This is a genomic window from Caballeronia sp. LZ001, assembly GCF_031450875.1.
Classification (GTDB): domain Bacteria; phylum Pseudomonadota; class Gammaproteobacteria; order Burkholderiales; family Burkholderiaceae; genus Caballeronia.
In genome coordinates, this window is sequence record NZ_JARTVX010000004.1 from 2,026,332 (window position 1) to 2,048,882 (window position 22,551).

The following is a 22,551-nucleotide window of genomic DNA, read 5'->3' on the forward strand; positions in this document are numbered from 1 at the left end:
TGCTTACTTGTCCATTTCCGTGCGGGCGCCGCTCGTGTCGGTGGTCGGGCTCGCGCCCGAAGTGCCCGACGTACCCGCGTTACCCGCCGTGCCCGATGCGCTTCCGTCCTTCGACCAGTCCTGCAACTTGCGGCCAGCGTTCTGCAAACCGGCGCCCGTCGCGCTGGCCGCGTCGGTGATGGCGGCGTTGGTCGCGCTCGCCGCGTTCTGCAGATTCGCACGTGCCGTCGCCGCGACGCTGCTCGCAGAGATATCGGGCATCGAGCCGGCGTTGTCGATGTTCTGCTGAGCTGTCTGTTTGGCGGAATCGACCTTCTGGCCGACGTAACTCGCCGCCTGATCGAACTTTTGCTGGGTCTGGCTCGCGAGGTTGTTGAGCGCGCCCGCCGCCTGTCCTGCCGATGCATCGTGCTTTTCGCACGCGGCAAGTACACCGAGCGCGGCGAGCGCGATCCCGATTCGGGTCATGGGCGAAGTCTGCATGGTCGTTCCTTCCAGATGTGGTGCCTGAGTGCTGCATGAATCTCGATGCGAAGTCCGCACGCCTGAGGGCGATTTGTTCCTCTTGGAAATGGCGCTCATCATACGCTGACCCTGGATGGCAACGTTTTGAGCGCATTTTGCCTAAGCGCGAAAGCTCGAATTGGCACCTGGAAAAGAAGCGTTTTGAAAAGCTTGCATCACAAGGGAACCTTGGAAAACCCTTACCGGCTCTTCTCGGCTTTGCCTAACTTTTGAACACCCTCTAACTCCCCGCGAATGTAATAGAGTTTTCCCTCTACATTTAGGACACTTCTGGTTTTGAGAGGCATGGGACTCGCATATATTCGCCGCCAGTCCACATCTCTTCGCGCCAACGTTGCCCCATGCTTTATATGAATTTCGTCGTGGCCCTCTTCGCCGGGGTCCTGCTTTTCGAGCCTTTCACCCGTCCTCCTGTCTCCCGCTTTACCACGCACCAGATGCGCCGCAGTCTGGCCAAGCGCGCCTACTATCAAGCGGCGGCGGCATTTTTCGCGGCGCTTTTGATCGCCACCAGTCAGCCAGCGCCCGAACGCATTTCGCCAGTATTCGTTTTGAGCGTCGCGTTGCTTTTGTTACTTGCCGGCGTGTACTGGATCATGCGCGGCAAGCGGCTGCTTCGGCAGCGCCGTGTGTTCAACGAATTCGATTGAATCGACTCACCGGCGGCGCATCGCGCGCCGCTATCGGTCCACGCGCCCGGCCTTCGGGCGCGCGCCTCGCCCTCTTCCAGCGTCTCCGCAACCCTTCGCGCCGAAGCAAGCTAGCTTCCAGTCCGACGCCATTTCTGCTTTCAGCGTATATTCAGTGCGTTTGTTACCGCAAACATAGGGCGAAAAAAAAGGCGCTATGTTTCCATAGCGCCTTAAAAGTTCTAGCCATTCCGAGGGCCGTGCTAGAACCTGAGAGCCGGTCATTCAAGCGGGGAGCGGAAAGCTACTGTGCACGTCGCCCCACCAGTTTCGAAATTCGGTTCCATTTTTTATGGGATTGCTGCCCAAGTCAAGCAAAATCTCCGGCGCAGAACTTCTGCCCAAGGTAATCTTTGCAAACCCCTAACAAGAGAAATGTTTCAACCCGTATACCGCTTATTGATGAGAGGCTTGCACCGCTTGCAAGTTTAGGCGGCATCCGGGTTATTTAGCGTCAGCCCGCATCCGAAACTACGTTTCAGAAAATAAGAATGCACACATTAAAAAGCCGGCTACCAGACCGGGAAAAACCGAGAGAGAGAGGGCGAAGAAGTCACGGCGCTTGCGCGCGGTCTTGACGTTCTACGCCGTATCGCTGCCGCCGATGCCCCTGTCAGCAACCGAGAGCTTACCGAATGGACCGGCATTCCCAAACCTACCGTGTCGCGTATCACAGCAACGCTCGTCGGCGCGGGCCTGCTGCTGCGGCTGCCCGACAGCGAGCGTTTCGTGCTGACCGCCTCTGTTCTGGAATTCAGCAACGGATTCTTACGCAATTTCGATATTCGTGCTCGGGCGCGTCCCTACCTCATCGCGCTCGCCGAGGAAACCAGCCTGTCGGTGCATCTGGCGGTGCGGGACCGGTTGGAAATGGTCGTTATCGATGCCATCCGTCCGCGTTCGGCCGTGCTCGTCTCACGTCTTGAAGTGGGCGGAAGGATGGACCTGACCCGTACCGCCGTGGGGCGCGCGTACTTGTCCGTGCTGTCGCAGGCGGATCGCGAGACGCTCATCGGTAGTCTGCAGATCGCATCCGGCGACGACTGGCCGCTCATCGCGATGGGACTTCGGCACGGTATCGAAGACACGCATCGCAATGGCTTCGCTGTTTCGATCGGCGAATGGCATCTGGGGCTCAACGCGGTCGCGGCGGGCTTCATCGGTCCGTCGGAGGAGCGTTACTCCGTGAACTGCGGTGGCGCGGCACATCAGTGTCCCGAAGAGACGCTCATCGAAACAGTCGCGCCCGCGCTGCTGCGCTGCGTGAGCCAGATCGCGCATGAGATCGGCGGCACGTCCGGCGCCGCATCGGCGGCCATCGCGATGGCTGCCTCTACGGACTTGCGCGCCACCGAGTAGACTTGACACCCCTAACGTATTGGCCGGCCGACCCATCGACGGGTTCGGCCGGCCTGCGCTCGCATCGTGCGAAAGCCATGTCAGGCCGCGTGTAACACTCGTAATCAGCCGAAAGAAAGGTGGGTGGACGGGCCTCGATGCGGGACGTAGCATCATGCTTCGCACGACTGCGCGGCGTTGGTGCGGCTTGTATGCGTCGTGTCTCTTCGTTGCGGTTTCGTCATGCGCGGCAGCGCTTCGAACGCGTCGCGAAAAAGCTTCATGTGCTCATCGCCTGCTTTCAGGTCCTCGCCTCGATGCGGCTTGCAGATTGCGCTGTCCTGCCTGGCGTTCGCGCGCCGCCTTGGGCGCTCCAACGAATCACTCGAAATACCAGCCACAGAACCGATGGACGACCAAAAGAATTCTCCCGGACAACCGCAGAAACCGTCCAACTCGCCTGATCGACCTGCCACGACCACGCTCGGGGAACGTCCGCCAAGGCGGCGCAAGCTCGTCCCGCTCGTGATCGCTTTGCTGATTGTCGCGGGAGCCGTCGCCTGGTGGCATCCGTGGAGCCGCAACAGTGCCTCGGGTCAACCACAGGATGCACGTCAGGGCGGCGGCCGTCGCGGCGGCGGCGCGAACGCGATGAATCAGCCGCAGCCCGTGCATGTCGCGACCGTCGCGCAAGGCGAGATGCCGGTGGTCATCAATTCGCTCGGCACGGTCACGCCGCTTGCCAACGTCACGGTCAAGACGCAGCTCAATGGCACGCTGATGGACGTGGCCTTCAAGGAAGGCCAGATGGTCAAGAAGGGCGACGTGCTCGCGCAGATCGACCCGCGTCCTTATGAGATTTCGCTGCGTAACGCCGAAGGCACGCTGGCGCGGGATCAGGCGCTGTTGCAGACCGCGAGGCTCGACTTGCAGCGCTATCAGACGCTACTCTCGCAAGACTCCATCGCCAAGCAACAGGTCGACACTCAGGGCTCGCTCGTCAAGCAGTATGAAGGCGCGGTCAAGTCGGACATGGCCAACGTCGATACCTACAAGCTCGATCTCACCTACGCGCGCATCACGGCGCCCGTGTCGGGACGCGTCGGCCTGCGTCAGGTCGATCCCGGCAATTACGTGACGACGGGCGACACCAACGGCGTCGTGGTCATCACGCAATTGCAGCCGATCAGCGTGATCTTCACCACCTCGGAAGACAACCTTGCCGCCATCCTGAAGCCGCTGCACGCGGGCACGAAGATGTCGGTAACGGCATATGACCGCGCCAATACGGTTGCGCTCGAATCGGGCTATCTGGAAACCCTCGACAACCAGATCGACACCACCACCGGCACCGTCAAGCTGCGCGCGACCTTCGACAACAAAGGACTCGGGCTCTTTCCGAACCAGTTCGTGAACACGAAGCTGCTCGTCGATGTCATCAAGGACGCGCTTATCGTTCCGACTTCGGCGGTGCTGAACGGCTCATCGGGATCGTTCGTGTATGTCGTCAAGCCGGACAATACGGTGACGGTGCGCAACGTGAAAACCGGTCCCGTCGATGGCGAGCGCACCAGCATCAAAACCGGTCTGCAGGCCGGCGAGCGCGTGGTGATCGACGGCTCCGACCGGCTCAAGGAAGGCGCGAAGATCACGATTCCGGCGGACAAGGCCAAGGGTGCTTCGGGCGCATCCGGCGCTTCAGGTGCATCGGCGGCGGCTTCCGCGTCGGCAGCTTCGGGTGCGCGGCATGGCGGGCATCGTCGTCAGCAACCGCAGCAGTGACAGTTAAGCCAAGAGCAACCAGAGCCGCATGAATCCATCTCGCCTTTTTATCCTGCGTCCGGTCGGCACGGCGCTTCTGATGGCGGCGATCATGCTGGTCGGCCTCGTCGCGCTACGTTTTCTGCCGCTGTCCGCGCTGCCCGCGGTCGACTATCCGACCATCCAGGTGCAGACTTTTTACCCCGGCGCGTCGCCGGATGTGATGACCTCCAGCGTCACCGCGCCGCTCGAAAAGCAGTTCGGGCAGATGGCGAGCCTGAACCAGATGTCGTCGCAGAGTTCGGCGGGCGCGTCGGTCATTACCTTGCAGTTCAGTCTGGATTTGCCGCTCGATATCGCCGAGCAGGAAGTTCAGGCCGCCATCAACGCGGCGGGTAATCTGCTGCCGTCCGACCTGCCCGCCCCGCCGATCTACGCGAAAGTGAACCCCGCCGACGCGCCGATCATCACGCTCGCGATCAGTTCCAAGACACTGCCGCTCACCAAGGTCCAGGATCTCGCCGACACGCGCCTCGCGCAGAAGATTTCGCAAGTCGCGGGCGTGGGTCTCGTGTCGATCAGCGGCGGCAACCGCCCCGCCGTGCGCATTCAGGCGAACACACGAGCGCTGGCCTCGTACGGGCTGAATATCGACGACTTGCGCACGACTATCGCCAACCTCAACGTCAATACGCCGAAGGGCAATTTCGACGGCCCGTCGCGCAACTACACCATCAATGCGAACGACCAGTTGACCGATGCAAGTGCGTACCAAAGCGCGGTGGTCGCATACAAGAACGGCCGGCCGGTCATGCTCACCGATGTCGCCACGGTCGTCGAAGGTCCGGAGAATACCAAGCTCGGCGCGTGGGTCGACGCGACGCCCGCCATCATCCTCAACGTGCAGCGTCAGCCGGGCGCGAACGTCATTCAAGTGGTGGACGGCATCAAGAAGCTGCTGCCAGGCTTGCAGCAATCGCTGCCGGCGGCGCTGGACGTGCGCATCGTCACGGACCGCACCACGACCATCCGCGCGTCGGTGCGCGACGTGCAGTTCGAACTCGCGCTCTCCGTCGTGCTGGTCGTGCTGGTAATTTATCTGTTTCTCGCCAACGTCTACGCCACCATCATCCCGAGTCTTTCCGTGCCGCTGTCGTTGGTCGGCACGCTCGCGATCATGTACCTGTGCGGCTTTTCACTCGACAATCTTTCGCTGATGGCGCTGACCATCGCGACAGGCTTCGTCGTCGACGACGCCATCGTCATGATCGAAAACATCGCGCGCTATGTCGAGGAAGGCGACCCGCCGCTCGAAGCAGCGTTGAAAGGCTCGAAGCAGATCGGCTTCACCATCATTTCGCTGACGGTTTCGCTGATCGCGGTGCTTATCCCGCTGCTCTTCATGGGCGATGTGGTTGGCCGTCTGTTCCACGAGTTCGCGATCACGCTCGCCGTGACCATCGTGATCTCGGCTATCGTCTCGCTCACGCTCGTGCCGATGATGTGCGCAAAACTCCTGCGCCACACGCCGCCCAAAGACAGCAAGCGCTTCGAGGCGCGCGCCCACAAGTTCATCGACTACGTGATCGGCCGCTACGCCGTCGCGCTCGAATGGGTGCTGGAGCGGCAAGCCGCGACGCTCGTCGTCGCCCTGCTGACGCTCGTTTTGACCGCCGTGCTGTACATCTTCATTCCGAAGGGCTTCTTTCCCACGCAGGACACCGGCGTGATCCAGGCGATCACGCAAGCGCCGCAGGCCGCGTCGTATCAGGCCGTGGCCGAGCAGCAGCAGGCGCTCGCGCAGAAGATTCTGCAGAACCCGGATGTCGAAAGCCTGACTTCGTTCATCGGCGTGGACGGCACCAACATCACGCTGAACAGCGGGCGCATGCTCATCAACCTGAAGCCGCGCGACGACCGCAGCAACACGTCGAGCGACGTGATCCGTTCCATTCAGAGCGACGTCGCGGACATTCCCGGCATCAAGCTGTATATGCAGCCGGTGCAGGACTTGACGATCGATTCCACCGTCAGTCCGACGCAATATCAGTTCATGCTGACCGACCCGAACCCGTCCGAGTTCGCGGAATGGGTGCCGAAGCTCGTCGAGCGGCTGCAACATACGTCCATTCTCACGGATGTGGCGACCGACCTGCAGCAAAACGGCCAGTCGGTGTATATCGAAATCGACCGGCCGACGGCGGCGCGCTTCGGCATCACGCCCGCGACGGTGGACAACGCGCTTTACGACGCCTTCGGCCAGCGCATCATTTCGACCATCTTCACGCAGTCGAACCAGTATCGCGTGATCCTCGAATCGGAGCCTTCGGACGCGCACTATAGCGAGATCCTGAACGGCATCTATCTGCCGTCGTCCACTTCGACGACGGGGCAGGTGCCGCTCAACACCATCGCCAAGTTCCACGAGCGCGCGGCGCCGTTGCTCGTCACGCATCTGGGCCAATTCCCGGCGACGACCGTTTCCTTCAACCTGGCCAAGGGCGAATCGCTTGGGGCGGCGGTCAAGGCCATCGAGCAGGCGAAGAACGACATCGGTCTGCCCGCGTCGTTCCAGATTCGCTTTCAGGGCGCGGCGCTCGCGTTCCAGGCTTCGCTTTCGAACGAACTGTTCCTGATCCTCGCGGCCATCGTCACGATGTATATCGTGCTCGGCGTGCTGTACGAGAGCTTCATCCACCCGATCACCATTCTCTCGACGCTGCCGTCCGCAGGCGTCGGCGCGCTGCTCTCGCTGATGGTCACCGGGCACGATCTGGACATCATCGGCATCATCGGCATCGTGCTCTTGATCGGTATCGTGAAGAAGAACGCCATCATGATGATCGACTTCGCGCTCGAAGCCGAGCGCGATCAAGGCAAGTCGCCGCGCGACGCGATCTTCCAGGCGTGCCTGCTGCGCTTTCGCCCGATTCTCATGACGACGATGGCCGCGCTTCTCGGCGCGCTGCCGCTCATGATCGGCTGGGGCGCGGGTTCGGAGCTGCGGCATCCGCTCGGTATCGCGATTGTCGGCGGTCTGATCGTCTCGCAGTTGCTCACGCTCTTCACCACGCCCGTGATCTATCTGGCATTCGATTCGCTCGGCCGCCGGTTGCGCGCGCGCTTCGGCGGCGGCATGCAAGAGCCGCGGCCCGCCGCCGACGCGGAGTAAGCCATGAACATGTCGCGCATTTTCATCGACCGGCCCGTTGCGACGACGCTGCTCGCGGTGGGCATCGCGCTCGCCGGCATGTTCGCGTTCGTGAAGCTGCCGGTCGCGCCGCTGCCTCAAGTGGATTTTCCGACCATCTCCGTGCAGGCGCAGTTGCCGGGCGCAAGTCCCGAAACCGTGGCGACGAGCGTGGCGAGTCCGCTCGAACGGCATCTCGGCTCCATCGCCGATGTCAGCGAAATGACTTCGCAAAGCGCGGTCGGCACCACGCGCATCACGCTGCAATTCGGCCTGAACCGCGACATCGACGGCGCCGCGCGCGACGTGCAGGCCGCCATCAACGCCGCGCGCGCCGACTTGCCAACCGCGCTGCGCAGCAACCCGACCTACCACAAGGTGAACCCGGCGGACGCGCCCATCCTGGTGCTCGCGCTCTCCTCGCCTACCCGAACCGCGGGCGCGCTTTACGACTCCGCGGCGACCGTGCTGCAGCAGACGCTTTCTACCGTGCCGGGCGTCGGCGAAGTGGACGTGAGCGGTTCAGCAAACCCGGCCGTGCGCGTGGAACTCGAACCGGGCGCGCTGTTTCACTACGGCATCGGGCTGGAAGACGTGCGCGCGGCGCTGGCATCGGCGAATGCGAACAGTCCGAAGGGCGCAATCGAATTCAAGGACAACCACGTCCAGCTCTACACCAACGATCAGGCGAGCAAGGCGTCGCAATACAAGGATCTGGTCGTCGCATATCGCAACGGCTCGGCGGTGCATCTTTCGGACGTCGGCGAAGTGGTCGATTCCGTGGAAGACCTGCGCAATCTCGGCCTCATCAACAACAAGCACGCGGTGCTCGTCATTCTGTACCGTCAGCCGGGCGCGAATATCATCGAGACGATCGACCGCGTGAAGGGCATGCTGCCGCAACTGCAAGCCGCCCTTCCCGCCGATGTCCTGATCACCCCGACAGCGGACCGCTCGACCACCATCCGCGCCTCGCTGCACGACACTGAACTCACGCTCGTGATCGCGGTGGCGCTCGTCGTGATGGTCGTGTTCCTGTTCCTGCGCAACTGGCGCGCAACGCTGATTCCAAGCGTCGCCGTGCCGATATCGATCATCGGCACCTTCGCGGCGATGTATTTGCTCGGCTTCTCGCTCGACAATCTCTCGCTGATGGCGCTGACCATCGCGACGGGCTTCGTGGTGGACGACGCCATCGTCGTGCTGGAGAACATCTCGCGGCATGTCGAGAACGGCGTGCCGCGCATGCAGGCCGCGATACTCGGCGCGCGCGAGGTCGGCTTCACGGTGCTGTCCATCAGCATTTCGCTCGTTGCCGTGTTCCTGCCCATCCTGCTGATGGGCGGTATCGTCGGGCGCCTGTTCCGCGAGTTCGCGCTGACCTTGTCGCTGGCGATCGCCGTATCGCTCGTGGTGTCGCTCACCGTCACGCCCATGATGTGCTCGCGTCTGCTTCAAGAGCCGCATCAGAAGAAGAAAGAAGGCCGGCTCGCGCTCTGGCTCGAACGCCAATTCGAGCGCATGCAGCGCGGCTATGCGCGAACGCTTGGCTGGGCGCTCGGGCACCCGCGGCTCATCCTGCTCATTTTGCTCGCGACCATCGGGCTGAACGTCTATCTGTACATCATCGTGCCGAAGGGCTTTTTCCCGCAGCAGGACACGGGGCGTATCGTCGGCGGCATTCAGGCGGACCAGAGCACCTCGTTTCAGGCGATGAAAGGCAAGTTTTCGGAGATGATGCGAATCGTCGAATCGGACCCGGCCGTGGACAGCGTCGCCGGTTTCACGGGCGGGCGCACGACCAATTCCGGCTTCATGTTCATCTCGCTCAAGCCGAAGAGCGAACGCAAGGTGTCGGCGGATCAGGTCATCAACCGTCTGCGCAAGCCGCTTGCCGATGTCGCGGGCGCGCGCACCTTCCTGCAGGCCGTTCAGGATATTCGCGTGGGCGGGCGGCAGTCGAATGCGCAGTATCAATTCACGCTGCTGTCCGACACCACGAGCGACCTTTACACGTGGGCGCCCAAGCTCACCGAGGCGCTGCTCAAGCGCCCCGAACTCACCGACGTGAATTCCGACCAGCAACAAGGCGGTCTCGAAGCGATGGTGACCTTCGACCGCGCCACGGCCGCGCGTCTGAATATCAAGCCAGCGCAGATCGACAACACGCTCTACGACGCCTTCGGCCAGCGCCAGGTCTCGACCATCTACAACCCGCTGTCGCAATACCACGTGGTGATGGAAGTCGCGCCGAAATACTGGCAGGACCCGGAGATGCTTAAACAGATCTACATCAGCACGTCGGGCGGCACGGCGAGCGGCACGTCATCGACTAATTCGACCACCACTTCCGGCGCCAACTCGACGGCGTCCACCTCGGCGACCGGTTCGACCGGCGCGGGCGGCTCGTCCACCAGCAGTTCCGACACAGCCGCCGCGCTGGCGCTCGCTTCGGTCAAGAATTCGGCGACCAACGCCATCGCGGCGAGCGGCAAGTCGAGTTCGTCGTCAGGCGCGGCGGTTTCCACATCGCAGGAAACGATGGTGCCGCTTTCGGCCATCGCGAAATTCGGGCCGGGCAATACGCCGCTTTCCGTCAATCACCAGAGCCAGTTCGTGGCTTCCACCATCTCGTTCAATCTGCCGCCGGGCAAGTCGCTCTCGGAGGCCACCGCCGCGATCTACGAAACGATGGCCGAAATCGGCGTGCCGCAGACCATCCACGGCAGTTTTCAGGGCACGGCGCAGGCGTTCCAGCAGTCGATGAACGACCAGCCTATCCTGATTCTCGCGGCGCTCGCGGCCGTGTATATCGTGCTCGGCATTCTGTATGAAAGTTATATCCATCCGATCACGATTCTCTCCACGCTGCCGTCGGCGGGCGTCGGCGCGCTGCTTGCGCTGCTGCTGTTCAAGACGGAGTTCAGCATCATCGCGTTGATCGCGGTCATCTTGCTGATCGGCATCGTGAAGAAGAACGCGATCATGATGGTGGACTTCGCTATCGAGGCCACGCGGCACGGCGCCAAGACTTCGCGCGATGCCATCGAGGAAGCGTGTCTCTTGCGCTTTCGCCCGATCATGATGACGACCGCCGCCGCGCTGCTCGGCGCGCTGCCACTCGCGTTCGGAACTGGCGAAGGATCGGAGATGCGCGCGCCGCTTGGCATCGCAATCGTCGGCGGGCTGATCGTGAGTCAAATGCTGACGCTCTATACGACGCCGGTGGTTTATCTGTATATGGACCGCTTCCGTGTGCGCGCAGAGGAACGGCGCGCGCGGCGGCGTGGCAATGCGCGGCCGGCAAGCGCGGTGGAGTGACGCGAGGCCGCGCAAGCACGGATAGCACAAGGCGCCGAAATCGCCTACTTTGATTGTCGAGCCGGCCACCGCAAGGGAGCGAACTCAATGAAGACGATGAAAGTTCTGCTGATCGGCGCGCACGGCCGCACGGGCCGGCTTATCGCGCAAGGTCTTCATGACCACGCCGCGCCTTTTCGGGCGCTGCTTCGCAAATCCGCGCACAAGAGCGAGTTCGCGGCGCTGGGCGCCGAAATCGTGCTCGGCGATCTCGATCAGGACTTCTCGCATGTCTTCGACGACATCACGCACGTGATCTACGCGGCGGGATCGTCCGAGAGCGAAGGCGTGCACGAGGAACGTGCGATCGATCGCGACGCCGTCATGCGCACCGCCGATTACGCAAAGCGCCGGCGCGTGCGGCAACTCGTCGTCGTAAGCGCGCTGACCGCGTTTCATCCGGAGCGCAATCCGCTTTCCCTGCGTCATTACTCGCGCATGAAACGCGAAGCCGATGCCTACGTCATGCGGCGCGGCGTGCCTTACGCGATCCTGCGTCCTGGCCCGCTATCCGACGAACCCGCGCGCGGCACGATTGCGCTCGCGGACGAGACCACGGTCGAGATGCCCGACGTGTCGCGCGAGGATGTCGCGCGCATTGCGCTGCGTTGCGTGGCGCTTGGCGTGCGGGATCGGGTCATCGGCTTCGTCGGCGGAAACGAACCGCTCGACGCCGTGCTCGATACCTACGCCGCGGTCACCGCGTAATTCGAACGACGCACGTCACACGACTCCCACGAGCCGATATCCCACGCCCGTTTCCGTGACGATATGCTCGGGCTGCGCCGTATCGCGCTCGAGCTTCTGCCGCAGATGCGCCATGTAGATGCGCAGATAATGCGGACTCTCCACATGCGACGGTCCCCACACTTCCTTCAGCAATTGCCGATGCGTCAAGACGCGCCCCGCATGCCGCACGAGCGTGGCAAGCAGGCGATATTCGATCGGCGTCAGATGCACGCTCTCGCCGTTTTTCGTGACGCGCCGCAACGCGAGATCGACGGTGACATCGCCGAAACGCACGGCCGGCGTCTCGCTGCCCGCCGCCTGATTGCGCCGCCGCAAATGCGCGCGAATACGCGCCATCAACTCGGAAACGCCAAACGGCTTGGTGAGATAGTCGTCGGCGCCGGCATCGAGCGCGGCGACCTTTTCCGCTTCCTGCGTGCGGGCCGAGAGCACGATCACCGGCAATTCGGTCCAGCCGCGCAGTTCGCGAATGACGTCGAGGCCATCGGTATCCGGCAGCCCCAGATCGACGATCACGAGATCGGGCTTGCGCGTCGCCGCTTCGATCAGACCTTGCTGGCCGGTTTCCGCTTCGTGCACGGTCATGCCCTCGGCTTCCAGGGACACGCGCACGAAGCGGCGAATCTGCTTTTCGTCCTCGATCAGGACGACGGTGACGGACGGCTCGCTCATATCGATGCTGTTCTATTTCTTAGTTTCAGTGAGAATCCGTCACGCGGGAAAGGCTCAAGGCAAAAGAATGGTCGAGCCCGTCGTCTTGCGCGCTTCGAGGTCTTCATGCGCGCGGGGCGCGTCGGCCAGCGAATAACGTTGCCGCACGTTCGTCCTGACCTTCCCCGACGACACGACTTCGAACAGTTCCGCCGCCATGGCATCCAGATCGGCGCGCTTGGCGATATAGCTGAAAAGCGTCGGACGCGTGAAGTAAAGCGAACCGCGCCCGGCGAGTTCGGATGAATCGATAGGCGGCACCGGACCCGACGAATTGCCGAAGCTCACGAAGTATCCAAGCGGCGAGAGGCTGTCGAGCGACGCGATATACGTGTCCTTGCCGATGGAATCGTAGACCACCGGCACGCCCGCGCCGTTGGTGATCTCGCGCACACGCTGCGTGAAGTTGTCGCGCGTGTAGACGATCGCGTGATCGCAGCCATGCGCCTTCGCGATCTCCGCTTTCTCGTCCGAACCGACCGTGCCGATCACCGTCGCGCCGAGCGCCTTCGCCCACTGCACCGCGAGCAGGCCGACGCCGCCCGCCGCCGCGTGGATCAACACCGTTTCGCCCGCCTTCACGCGATAGGTCCGGCGCAGCAGATATTGCGTGGTCAGTCCTTGCAGCATGATCGACGCGGCATCTTCGTAGCTGATCGCATCCGGCAGCTTGACGACGAAATCCGCCGCCATCACGCGTTCCTCGGCATAAGCGCCCGGCGGACGCGACGCATACGCCACGCGATCGCCCGGTTTGAATTGCGTGATGCCCTCGCCCACCGCCGTGACTTCGCCCGCGCCTTCCATGCCGAGCCCGTTGGGCAGCGGCATCGGATAAAGCCCGGTGCGGAAATACACATCGATGAAATTGAGCCCGACCGCGTGATGCTTCACGCGGATTTCACCCTTGCCCGGCTCGCCCACGTTCACGTCGACCCACTTCATGACTTCGGGGCCGCCTGTCTTGTCGAATCGGATTGCCTTGGTCATCGCTTGAATGTCTCCGTCGGTTCAGTTCGCCATGTGTCGAGAATCAAGTGCGCCTTTCGCGCTGATGCGCGCGCTGCGCGGCTGCGTTCAGTACGTGCCCGGATAAGCGCCGCCATCGATCAGCAGATTCTGCCCGGTGATGTAGCCCGCATGCGCGCTGCACAGGAACGCGCAGGCCCGGCCGAACTCGTCCGGCTCGCCGAAGCGTCCAGCGGGCAGCGCGTCCGCGCGACGCTTGCGCGCCTCGTCGATGCTGATGTTCTGCGCCTTTGCCTGCGCTTCGAACGTCACGGCGACGCGGTCGGTGTCGAAGGTGCCGGGCAGCAGATTGTTGATGGTCACGCCCGTGGACGCCACCTTGCGCGCCACACCCGCGACGAAGCCCGTGAGCCCGGAGCGCGCGCCGTTGGAGAGCCCGAGCACATCGATCGGCGCCTTCACCGACGAGCTCGTGATATTGACGATGCGTCCGAAACCGCGCCCGATCATCCCGTCGATGGTCTGCCTGATGAGTTCGATCGGCGTGAGCATGTTGGCTTCGAGCGCCTTGATCCACATGTCGTGCGTGAAATTGCGGAAGTCGCCCGGCGGCGGCCCGCCCGCGTTGTTGACTAGGATGTCCGGCTGTGGACACGCGGCGAGCGCGGCGGCCTGGCCCTCGGGCGTGGCGATGTCGCCGGCCACGGTCTTCACGTCCACGCCATAGGCCGCGCGGATGGCGGCGGCCGTCGCTTCGAGCGTTTCCGCCGTGCGCGCGGTGATGACGAGATTGACGCCCTCGGCTGCGAGCGCCTCGGCGCAACCGCGCCCGAGTCCCTTGCTTGCCGCGCAGACGAGCGCGGTGCGCCCTGCGATTCCCATGTCCATCGTCCATCCTCCAGAGGTTGTCTCGACTGTTTCGGTTCGGAGCGCGTGAGATGACCGTCACGCCTTCCGCGCAATTCTAAGAGAATCGGGGCGGCAACGTCGGGCGGGCCATGCGGCTTGCCGATGAATGCGGCAAATGTTCTTAGGCAACGGCGGGGTTTTCGGTAAACTGTCGCCACTGTCCGCCCGGCGCGCGGCGTGAGCGCCGGCGCTCACGCATCGCCCATGACGGCATCCCATCACACGAGCAGCACACCAGCAGGACGCGCGAACGCGCGAGACCCATGAAACAGGACAGCCGTTTTCCCAATCTCTTCATCACCGATCACCCGCTGATCCAGCACAAGCTCACCCACATGCGCGACAAGGACACGTCCACGCGCACGTTTCGCGAACTGCTGCGGGAAATCACCTTGCTGATGGGCTACGAGATCACCCGCAATTTGCCGCTCACGACCAAGCGCGTGGAGACGCCGCTCGTCGAGATCGACGCGCCCGTGATCGCGGGCAAAAAGCTCGCCATCGTGCCGGTGCTGCGCGCGGGCATCGGCATGTCGGACGGGCTGCTCGACCTGATCCCCTCGGCGCGCGTCGGTCATATCGGCGTCTATCGCGCGGAAGATCACCGGCCGGTCGAGTATCTCGTGCGCCTGCCGCCCGACCTGGAGGAGCGCGTCTTCATTCTGTGCGATCCGATGGTCGCGACCGGCTACTCGGCCGTCCACGCCGTCGACGTGATGAAGCGCCGCAACGTGCTGTCCGAGAATATCGTGTTCGTGGCGCTGGTGGCGGCGCCCGAAGGCGTGAAGGTGTTCCAGGACGCGCATCCGGACGTGAAGCTTTACGTCGCCTCGCTGGATTCGCATCTGAACGATCATGCGTATATCGTTCCCGGTCTCGGCGATGCAGGCGACCGGCTGTTCGGCACGAAGAACTGATCGCAACCCGTTTTCGCAAATCAAGTCTCGAGACCGCCGCGCGACATGCGCGGCGGTTTTTTATTGTGCGATGGCTTTTGCGCGGCGCACTTTCCCCGAATTCGCCTTCGCCCGCTCGTTTTCCCCAATCGACGCAAGCCGCCTGCCAAGCCATCCCAGCATGATAAAATTTCGGTCTGTTCCTAATCGGATCTTGCCGCGAGCCTGACTGGCTTGCCTTCGGGCCGCGCGCCCGACGCACGAACCCGGCTGCCGTTTAAAAAGACGCGGCAGCGCATCGAACAGACATCTACAGCATCACAGCAAACCAAGGCGCGGCACGACGTCCGCGCGCGATGGAGAAAGGTAATGGCGGGTCACTCGAAATGGGCCAACATCAAGCATAAGAAGGCCGCAGCCGATGCAAAGCGCGGCAAGGTCTGGACGCGCCTCATCAAGGAAATCCAGGTCGCGGCCCGCATGGGCGGCGGCGAAGTCGACTCGAACCCGCGGCTGCGGCTCGCGGTCGACAAGGCGTACGACGCCAACATGCCGAAGGACAACATCAACCGCGCGATCCAGCGCGGTGTCGGCGGCGTCGATGGCGCGAGCTACGAGGAAATCCGCTACGAAGGCTACGGCATCGGCGGCGCGGCGATCATCGTCGACACCATGACCGACAACCGCACCCGCACGGTCGCGGAAGTGCGCCACGCGTTCTCGAAGTTCGGCGGCAACATGGGCACGGACGGCTCGGTATCGTTCATGTTCGACCATGTCGGCCAGTTCCTGTTCGCGCCGGGCACGCCCGAGGACAAGCTGATGGACGCCGCGCTCGAAGCAGGCGCGGACGACGTGGTGACGAACGACGACGGCAGCATCGAAGTGATCAGCCCCGCCAACGACTTCCAGAAGGTGAAGGACGCGCTCGAAGCCGCCGGCTTCAAGGCGGAACTCGCCGAAGTAACCATGAAGCCGCAAAGCGAAGTGGAATTCAGCGGCGACGACGCCCTGAAAATGCAAAAACTGCTGGACGCTCTCGAAAATCTCGACGACGTGCAGGAAGTCTATACAAACGCCGCCATCAACGACGAATAAGCGCCGCTGTTGCGCCCGTCCGCCGCGCTCGGCGGGCCGCGATGCTGGAACGGCTTTCGCTTGATGAGAAGGCAGGTGACGCAGCCTGAAGTCCGCGCGAGCCGCCTTCGACCTGTCATGCCGGTGACGGCGTGGACTCGGGCATTGGCCTGGTCCGCCCGGCGTCAGCGCGCGGCTACTGCTTTCACTCAAGCTTTTCGGGGATTCAAATGAAGTTACTCGTCGTTGGTTCCGGCGGTCGCGAACATGCGCTGGCCTGGAAGCTCGCCCAGTCGCCGCGCGTGCAGATCGTCTATGTGGCGCCCGGCAACGGCGGCACCGCGCAGGACGAGCGCCTGCGCAATATCGACATCACCGAGCCTTCGGCGCTCGCCGATTTCGTCGAACGCGAGCATGTCGCGATGACCGTCGTCGGACCGGAAACGCCGCTCGCCGCGGGCATCGTCAATCTGTTCCGTTCGCGCGGGCTCAAGATTTTCGGGCCGACAAAGGAAGCCGCGCAGCTCGAAAGCTCGAAGGACTTCGCGAAGGCGTTCATGAAGCGCCACAACATTCCAACGGCCGACTACGAAACCTTCACCGACGCCGCCGCCGCGCACGCCTACATCGACACGAAAGGCGCGCCGATCGTCGTGAAAGCGGATGGCCTCGCTGCCGGCAAGGGCGTGGTGGTCGCGATGAGCGCAGAGGAAGCACACGACGCGATCGACTCCATGCTCGCCGACAACAAGCTCGGCGACGCAGGCGCGCGCGTGGTGATCGAAGAGTTCCTGTCCGGCGAGGAAGCGAGCTTCATCGTCATGGTGGACGGCAAGCACGTGCTGCCGCTCGCGTCCAGCCAAGACCACAAGCGTCTGCTCGACGGCGACAAGGGCCCGAACACTGGCGGCATGGGCGCGTATTCGCCCGCGCCGATCGTCACGCCGCAACTGCACGCGCGCGTGATGCGCGAGATCATCCTGCCGACCGTGCGCGGCATGGAAAACGACGGCATCCGCTTCACCGGCTTTCTGTACGCGGGCCTGATGATCGACGCCAACGGCACGCCCAAGACGCTCGAATTCAATTGCCGCATGGGCGACCCCGAAACGCAGCCGATCATGGCGCGCCTCAAGGGCGATTTCTCGAAGGTCGTGGAGATGGCCATCGACGGCAAGCTGGACAGCGTGGAGCTCGACTGGGACCGGCGCACGGCGCTGGGCGTCGTGCTCGCGGCTCACAACTACCCGGAGACGCCGCGCAAGGGCGACCGCATCAACGGCATTCCGCCTGAAACGGACAACGCCGTCACGTTCCATGCGGGCACTACGCTCACGGACGGCAAGCTCACCACTTCAGGCGGGCGCGTGTTGTGTGTCGTGGGTTTGGCGGATTCCGTGCGCGGCGCGCAGTCCGTGGTCTACGATACAGTGAATCAGATTTCGTTCGATGGCATGCAGTATCGCCGGGACATTGGCTACCGGGCGGTGAACCGCAAGCACGGATAAGGCTTTTCGCCTGAAATCGAGCCGTTTTTCCCGCGCTGCCGGACCTCCGCGTCCGGCAGCGCGTTTTTAGAGAATCCACATAACGCCTGTCATGGCGCATTGCAGCAATCGATGAGTGAAACGAACCAGCACGACGCAGCCCACGATATCGCCGCCGTCCGTCAATACCTGACGGGCTTGCAGACGCGTATTGCCGATGCCCTCGGCGCGTTCGACGGCAGTTCGTTCGCGACCGATGCCTGGACTCGCGAGCCCGGCGCGCATCTGCGTGGCGGGGGCGTGACGCGCATTCTCGAAGGCGGCGAGTTTTTCGAGCGCGGCGGCATCGGCTTTTCGGACGTGGCGGGCGACGCGCTGCCGCCCTCCGCTAGCGCCGCGCGTCCGCAACTCGCCGGGCGCGGTTTCGAGGCGCTGGGTGTGTCGCTCGTGATGCATCCGAGAAATCCGCACTGCCCAACCGTGCACATGAACGTGCGCATGCTCACGGCGGTCAAGCCCGGCGAAGAGCCGATCTTCTGGTTCGGCGGCGGCATGGACTTGACGCCCATTTACGGCTACGAGGACGACGCGCGGCATTTCCACCGCGTCTGCCGCGACGCGCTCGACCCGTTCGGTGTGGAGTTGTATCCGCGCTTCAAGACGTGGTGCGACGAGTACTTTTATCTGAAGCATCGCGACGAGCAGCGCGGTATCGGCGGCATCTTTTTCGACGATTTCTCCGAGCCCGGCTTCGAGCGTTCGTTCGCGATGATGCGGCGCGTCGGCGACGCGTTTCTCGAAGCGTATCTGCCAATCATCGACAAGCGCCGCGACACGCCTTACGGCGAGCACGAACGCGCGTTTCAGGCATATCGGCGCGGACGTTACGTCGAGTTCAACCTCGTGTTCGATCGCGGCACGCACTTCGGTCTGCAAAGCGGCGGGCGCACCGAATCCATTCTCATGTCGATGCCGCCGGTTGCGAACTGGCGCTACGACTGGGCGCCCGAGCCCGGCACGCCGGAAGCGCGACTCTATTCCGACTTCCTGGTGCGCCGGCAATGGCTGTGATCGCGCCGGGCACACCTTGCAAAAAGCGCGTCGGCATTTTGGGCGGCACCTTCGATCCGATTCACGAAGGGCATCTGGCGCTCGCGCGCCGCTTCGCCGCGCTCTTGCGCCTGACCGAACTCGTGCTGTTGCCCGCGGGTCAGCCGTGGCAGAAGGAAGGCGTATCGGCGCCGCATCACCGGCTGGCGATGACGCGCGCGGCGGCGCAGTCGCTGCACATCGAGGGCGTGAAGATCACCGTCGCCACCGATGAAGTCGAGCGCGAAGGCGCGACCTACACGGTGGAGACGCTTGCCCGCTGGCGCGAGCAGGAAGGCGCCGAGGCATCGCTTGCGTTGCTGATCGGCGCGGATCAACTGGTCAAGCTCAATACCTGGCGCGACTGGAAACGGCTCTTCGAATTCGCGCATGTCTGCGTGGAGACGCGTCCCGGCTTCGATGTCGCGTCGCTGCCCGCGCCCGTCGCCGCTGAACTCGAAGCACGCGAGGCATCCCCGGAAGTCTTGCAGGCCAGCACGCACGGTCACATGCTGATCGACACCGCGCTTCTCATCGACGTATCCGCCACGGCGATCCGCGAGGAAGCGAGCGCATCACACGAAGGCGCACGAGGCGCGTCGCAAGACGAAGTCCGCGCGCAGGTCCCATCCGCCGTATGGGACTACATTGTTCAACATCATTTGTATCAACGGTAATCATGGAAATTCAAAAGCTTCAACGCGCGATCATCGACGGTCTCGAAGACGTCAAGGCGCAAGACATCAAAGTGTTCAACACCACTCACCTGACGTCGCTGTTCGACCGCGTGGTCGTGGCGAGCGGCACGTCGAACCGGCAGACCAAGGCGCTTGCCAACAGCGTGCGCGAACGGGTGAAGGAAGCCGGTGGCGACATCATCAGCACGGAAGGCGAAGAGATCGGCGAATGGGTGCTGGTCGACTGCGGCGACGCGGTCGTCCATATCCTGCAACCGGCGCTGCGCCAGTACTACAACCTCGAAGAAGTCTGGGGCGACAAACCCGTGCGCGTGAAACTGAGCAAGCCGAGCATGTTCGGCGGCGCGAACGTCGAAGCCGACGAGGACGAAGACGAGGAAGATGCCGCACCGGCCGTCAAGCGTCCCGCCCGCAAGACCGCGCGCAAGCAGGCCTAAAGCGCAGCGCGTCGATGAAGCTCGTCATTCTCGCAGTCGGACACAAGATGCCCGACTGGATCACGAATGGCTTCGACGAATACGCGAAGCGCATGCCGCCCGAATTGCGCATCGAGCTCAAAGAGATCAAGCCCGAGCAGCGCTCGTCCGGCCGCAATGCCGAAAGCGTGATGGCTGCCGAGAAGCAGCGAATAGAAGCCGCCCTGCCGAAGAACGCCCGCGTGATTGCGCTCGATGAACGCGGCCGCGACTGGACCACGATGCAACTCGCGAACGCCCTGCCCGCCTGGCAACAGGACGGCCGCGATGTCGCGTTCGTGATCGGCGGCGCAGACGGCCTCGCGCCCGAAGTGAAGGCGCGCGCCGAACTCATGCTGCGTGTCTCGAGTCTCACGCTGCCGCACGGCATGGTGCGCGTGCTGCTTGCCGAACAGCTTTACCGTGCGTGGAGCATCGCGCAGAATCATCCTTATCATCGCGCGTAACGGCAGATGCCCTGATATTCCGTGGTGGTGTCGAAGGCCGGCGCGCTTGTCGAGACCCGCTATCGAATGTCTACTTATCCCTTCGTCTATCTTGCGTCTCAAAGCCCGCGCCGCCAGGAGTTGCTGCGGCAACTGGGCGTGCGGTTCGAACTTCTCTTGCCTCGTCCCGATGAAGACGCCGAAGCGCTCGAAGCCGAGCTGCCCGGCGAAGCAGCGCATGCCTATGTTCAGCGTGTCTGCATGCTGAAGGCGCATGCGGCGCGCGCACGTCTCGTCGCGGGCAATCATGGGACAGCGCCCATTCTCGTCGCGGATACCACCGTGACCGTCGACGGACAAATACTCGGCAAGCCCGCGCATGAAGAAGACGCGGTCGCGATGCTGACGAAGCTCGCGGGTCGCGAACATGAAGTGCTGACGGCGCTGACCGTCGTCGATGCCGATGGCGCATGTCACGCCGCGCTCTCGCGCTCGACGGTGCGTTTCGCGCCGGTCGACCGTGCTGCGCTGCAACGATACGCCGCGACGGGCGAGCCTTTGGGCAAGGCCGGCGCGTATGGCATTCAAGGCCGCGCGGCAGCATTTATCGAGCGAATCGACGGGTCCTATTCGGGTATCATGGGTTTGCCCCTTTTCGAAACCGCAGCACTCTTGCGCGTGGCACGCGTCGAATTCTAAACAGGCCATGAACGAAGAAATCCTGATCAACGTCACACCGCAAGAAACCCGCGTCGCACTGGTGCAGCAAGCCGCCGTTCAGGAGCTTCACGTCGAACGCACGCTCTCGCGCGGCCGCGTCGGCAACGTCTATCTTGGCAAGGTCGTGCGCGTGTTGCCGGGCATGCAGTCGGCGTTCATCGACATTGGTCTGGAACGCGCCGCGTTTCTTCATGTTGCGGATATATGGCATCCGCGCGTGGCGGGCGAGCCGCATGGATCGTCGCCGCATGTGCCTATCGAGAAGATCGTCTTCGAAGGACAGGCGCTGATGGTGCAGGTCGTGAAGGACCCTATCGGCACGAAGGGCGCGCGACTCTCCACGCAGGTGAGCATTGCGGGGCGCACGCTGGTTTATCTGCCGCAGGAACCGCATATCGGGATTTCGCAGAAGATCGAGAGCGAGACGGAGCGCGAAGCTATTCGCGCGCGTCTCACCGCCGTGCTGCCCGCCGATGAGAAAGGCGGCTATATCGTGCGGACGATTGCCGAAGATGCATCGAGTGAAGAGCTTGCCGCCGATGTCTCGTATCTGCGCAAGACCTGGGCGACGATAGTTGCTCAAGGGCAGCGCGTACCGCCGACCACTTTGCTCTATCAGGATCTAAATCTGGCGCAGCGCGTGTTGCGCGACTTCGTGAATGACGAGACCACGCGCATTCAAGTGGATTCGCGCGAGACGTATCAGATGCTGGCGGATTTTGCGGCGGAGTTCACGCCGGCGGTGGCATCGCGCGTGCATCACTACACGGGCGAGCGGCCGCTTTTCGACCTGTACAACATCGAGGCGGAAATTTTGCGGGCGCTGTCGCGGCGCGTCGATTTGAAGTCGGGCGGCTATCTGATGATCGATCAGACCGAGGCCATGACCACCATCGACGTGAATACGGGCGGCTATGTCGGCGCGCGCAATTTCGACGACACCATCTTCAAGACGAACCTCGAAGCGGCGCACACCATCGCGCGGCAATTACGGTTGAGGAACCTGGGCGGAATCATCATCATCGATTTCATCGATATGGAGAACGTCGAGCATCGCGATCAGGTCCTGAGCGAATTGAAGCGCGCGCTGTCGCGGGATCGTACGCGCGTGACGGTCAATGGCTTTTCGCAACTCGGGCTCGTGGAGATGACGCGAAAGCGCACGCGGGAATCTCTTGCGCATGTGTTGTGCGAGCCGTGTCCCACTTGTCAGGGCAAGGGGCAGGTGAAGACGCCGCGAACCGTGTGTTACGACGTGTTGCGCGAGATCATGCGCGAATCGCGGCAGTTCAATCCGCGCGAATTTCGCGTGGTGGCTTCTCAGCAGGTGATCGATCTGTTTCTGGAAGAAGAGTCACAGCATCTGGCGATGTTGATGGACTTTATCGGCAAGCCGGTTTCGTTGCAGGTGGAGTCGAATTTGAGTCAGGAGCAGTATGACATTGTGTTGATGTAGGACTAACTCATACAACCTCTAAAGA

General features: G+C 62.9%; 19 protein-coding genes and 1 pseudogene. 16 read left to right on the forward strand and 4 right to left on the reverse strand.

All coding sequences use genetic code 11. The features are described 5' to 3' along the window. Window positions 1–3: 3 nt before the first annotated feature. Window positions 4–483: a hypothetical protein gene (locus P9292_RS20290; RefSeq protein WP_309842263.1), complete on the reverse strand. Its 480-nt coding sequence runs from the start codon at window positions 481–483 to the stop codon at window positions 4–6. 35 nt (window positions 484–518) lie between these two features. Between P9292_RS20290 and P9292_RS20295 the strand changes: the two genes are divergently transcribed. The 7 genes and pseudogenes from P9292_RS20295 to P9292_RS20325 all read left to right on the forward strand — a co-directional run bounded on the left by P9292_RS20295 (window position 519) and on the right by P9292_RS20325 (window position 11,571). Next, window positions 519–731, forward strand: a complete 213-nt coding sequence (locus tag P9292_RS20295) for a hypothetical protein (protein WP_309960965.1) — start codon at window positions 519–521, stop codon at window positions 729–731. Window positions 732–866: 135 nt separating this feature from the next. After that, window positions 867–1,175 carry a hypothetical protein gene (locus P9292_RS20300; RefSeq protein WP_309842260.1) on the forward strand — a complete coding sequence of 103 codons (309 nt, stop codon included), beginning with the start codon at window positions 867–869 and terminating at the stop codon, window positions 1,173–1,175. A 564-nt stretch (window positions 1,176–1,739) separates the two neighbouring features. Next, window positions 1,740–2,573: pseudogene (locus P9292_RS20305) on the forward strand (IclR family transcriptional regulator); the annotation flags it as partial. Window positions 2,574–2,960: 387 nt separating this feature from the next. Further along, window positions 2,961–4,334 carry an MdtA/MuxA family multidrug efflux RND transporter periplasmic adaptor subunit gene (locus tag P9292_RS20310; protein ID WP_244827546.1) on the forward strand — a complete coding sequence of 458 codons (1,374 nt, stop codon included), beginning with the start codon at window positions 2,961–2,963 and terminating at the stop codon, window positions 4,332–4,334. A gap of 28 nt (window positions 4,335–4,362) precedes the next feature. Then, entirely contained in the window at window positions 4,363–7,485 is a 3,123-nt protein-coding gene (locus P9292_RS20315; protein WP_250525626.1) for an MdtB/MuxB family multidrug efflux RND transporter permease subunit, read from the forward strand. Between the two features lie 3 nt (window positions 7,486–7,488). Next, entirely contained in the window at window positions 7,489–10,824 is a 3,336-nt protein-coding gene (locus P9292_RS20320; protein ID WP_244827544.1) for an efflux RND transporter permease subunit, read from the forward strand. Window positions 10,825–10,911: 87 nt separating this feature from the next. Continuing rightward, on the forward strand, window positions 10,912–11,571 hold the full coding sequence (locus P9292_RS20325) for an NAD(P)H-binding protein (RefSeq protein ID WP_244827543.1): 660 nt from the start codon (window positions 10,912–10,914) through the stop codon (window positions 11,569–11,571). Between the two features lie 15 nt (window positions 11,572–11,586). On the opposite strand, the gene kdpE is transcribed toward P9292_RS20325, so the two are convergent. The 3 genes from kdpE to P9292_RS20340 all read right to left on the reverse strand — a co-directional run bounded on the left by kdpE (window position 11,587) and on the right by P9292_RS20340 (window position 14,181). Continuing rightward, the gene (gene kdpE / locus P9292_RS20330; protein WP_250464265.1) at window positions 11,587–12,285 is read right to left on the reverse strand and encodes a two-component system response regulator KdpE; all 699 of its coding nucleotides are present in this window, start codon (window positions 12,283–12,285) and stop codon (window positions 11,587–11,589) included. A 54-nt stretch (window positions 12,286–12,339) separates the two neighbouring features. Continuing rightward, window positions 12,340–13,314 (reverse strand): quinone oxidoreductase, encoded by a 975-nt coding sequence (locus tag P9292_RS20335; protein ID WP_250464263.1) that lies wholly within the window; start codon window positions 13,312–13,314, stop codon window positions 12,340–12,342. Between the two features lie 87 nt (window positions 13,315–13,401). Next, window positions 13,402–14,181 (reverse strand): SDR family oxidoreductase, encoded by a 780-nt coding sequence (locus P9292_RS20340; protein WP_244827540.1) that lies wholly within the window; start codon window positions 14,179–14,181, stop codon window positions 13,402–13,404. Between the two features lie 284 nt (window positions 14,182–14,465). Here P9292_RS20340 and upp point away from each other — a divergent pair, with 284 nt between their 5' ends. The 9 genes from upp to rng all read left to right on the forward strand — a co-directional run bounded on the left by upp (window position 14,466) and on the right by rng (window position 22,526). Then, window positions 14,466–15,119: a uracil phosphoribosyltransferase gene (upp, locus tag P9292_RS20345; RefSeq protein WP_244827539.1), complete on the forward strand. Its 654-nt coding sequence runs from the start codon at window positions 14,466–14,468 to the stop codon at window positions 15,117–15,119. Between the two features lie 348 nt (window positions 15,120–15,467). Further along, the gene (locus P9292_RS20350; RefSeq protein WP_244827538.1) at window positions 15,468–16,196 is read left to right on the forward strand and encodes a YebC/PmpR family DNA-binding transcriptional regulator; all 729 of its coding nucleotides are present in this window, start codon (window positions 15,468–15,470) and stop codon (window positions 16,194–16,196) included. A 209-nt stretch (window positions 16,197–16,405) separates the two neighbouring features. Continuing rightward, window positions 16,406–17,683 carry a phosphoribosylamine--glycine ligase gene (gene purD, locus P9292_RS20355; RefSeq protein ID WP_244827537.1) on the forward strand — a complete coding sequence of 426 codons (1,278 nt, stop codon included), beginning with the start codon at window positions 16,406–16,408 and terminating at the stop codon, window positions 17,681–17,683. 111 nt (window positions 17,684–17,794) lie between these two features. Continuing rightward, the gene (gene hemF / locus P9292_RS20360; RefSeq protein WP_250508821.1) at window positions 17,795–18,733 is read left to right on the forward strand and encodes an oxygen-dependent coproporphyrinogen oxidase; all 939 of its coding nucleotides are present in this window, start codon (window positions 17,795–17,797) and stop codon (window positions 18,731–18,733) included. Beyond that, complete coding sequence (locus P9292_RS20365) at window positions 18,724–19,428, forward strand: nicotinate-nucleotide adenylyltransferase (RefSeq protein ID WP_309960968.1); 705 nt, start codon at window positions 18,724–18,726, stop codon at window positions 19,426–19,428. Before hemF ends, P9292_RS20365 begins: the two co-directional genes overlap by 10 nt. A 2-nt stretch (window positions 19,429–19,430) precedes the next feature. Continuing rightward, the gene (gene rsfS / locus P9292_RS20370; RefSeq protein ID WP_244827534.1) at window positions 19,431–19,886 is read left to right on the forward strand and encodes a ribosome silencing factor; all 456 of its coding nucleotides are present in this window, start codon (window positions 19,431–19,433) and stop codon (window positions 19,884–19,886) included. A gap of 14 nt (window positions 19,887–19,900) precedes the next feature. Continuing rightward, window positions 19,901–20,371, forward strand: a complete 471-nt coding sequence (gene rlmH / locus P9292_RS20375; protein ID WP_309960971.1) for a 23S rRNA (pseudouridine(1915)-N(3))-methyltransferase RlmH — start codon at window positions 19,901–19,903, stop codon at window positions 20,369–20,371. 66 nt (window positions 20,372–20,437) lie between these two features. Beyond that, window positions 20,438–21,049, forward strand: a complete 612-nt coding sequence (locus tag P9292_RS20380) for a Maf family protein (protein ID WP_309960972.1) — start codon at window positions 20,438–20,440, stop codon at window positions 21,047–21,049. Window positions 21,050–21,056: 7 nt separating this feature from the next. Next, on the forward strand, window positions 21,057–22,526 hold the full coding sequence (gene rng, locus P9292_RS20385) for a ribonuclease G (RefSeq protein WP_250492108.1): 1,470 nt from the start codon (window positions 21,057–21,059) through the stop codon (window positions 22,524–22,526). Window positions 22,527–22,551: the final 25 nt, after the last annotated feature.